Source organism: Pseudomonas sp. SIMBA_068 (genome assembly GCF_046534705.1).
GTDB lineage: Bacteria > Pseudomonadota > Gammaproteobacteria > Pseudomonadales > Pseudomonadaceae > Aquipseudomonas > Aquipseudomonas putida.
Window position 1 is genome coordinate 1 of the sequence record NZ_JAWRYI010000448.1, and the last position, 274, is coordinate 274.

At 61.7% G+C, this 274-nt stretch carries 1 protein-coding gene; it reads right to left on the reverse strand.

Annotated elements, in window-relative coordinates; genetic code table 11:
- Positions 1-274: hypothetical protein (locus SB756_RS29900; protein ID WP_410913204.1), on the reverse strand; the 274-nt coding region annotated here is incomplete at both ends.

The window sequence follows — 274 nt, forward strand, 5'->3', positions numbered from 1 at the left end:
TGGCGCAGATAGCTGCGCTGACGCGCTTTTGCACTGTCGCCGGCGACGTCCGGGCCGTTCAGGGCAATCCATGAGAACCACGGCGCCTGTGAACCGTTCTGTTTCTCCAGCCAGTTCTGCCATTGCGCCACAGTACTGGCGTTGGGCTGGCTGGTCGTTGCAGGCAGTGAATAATCAGTCAGCAACGCCTGCCGGTAGAGCGGCGGATTAAAGCCTTCCGAGGAGAAGAGGCCAAACTGGTAACCCTGGGTGCTAAGCGCGCCCAGCAGCGCCG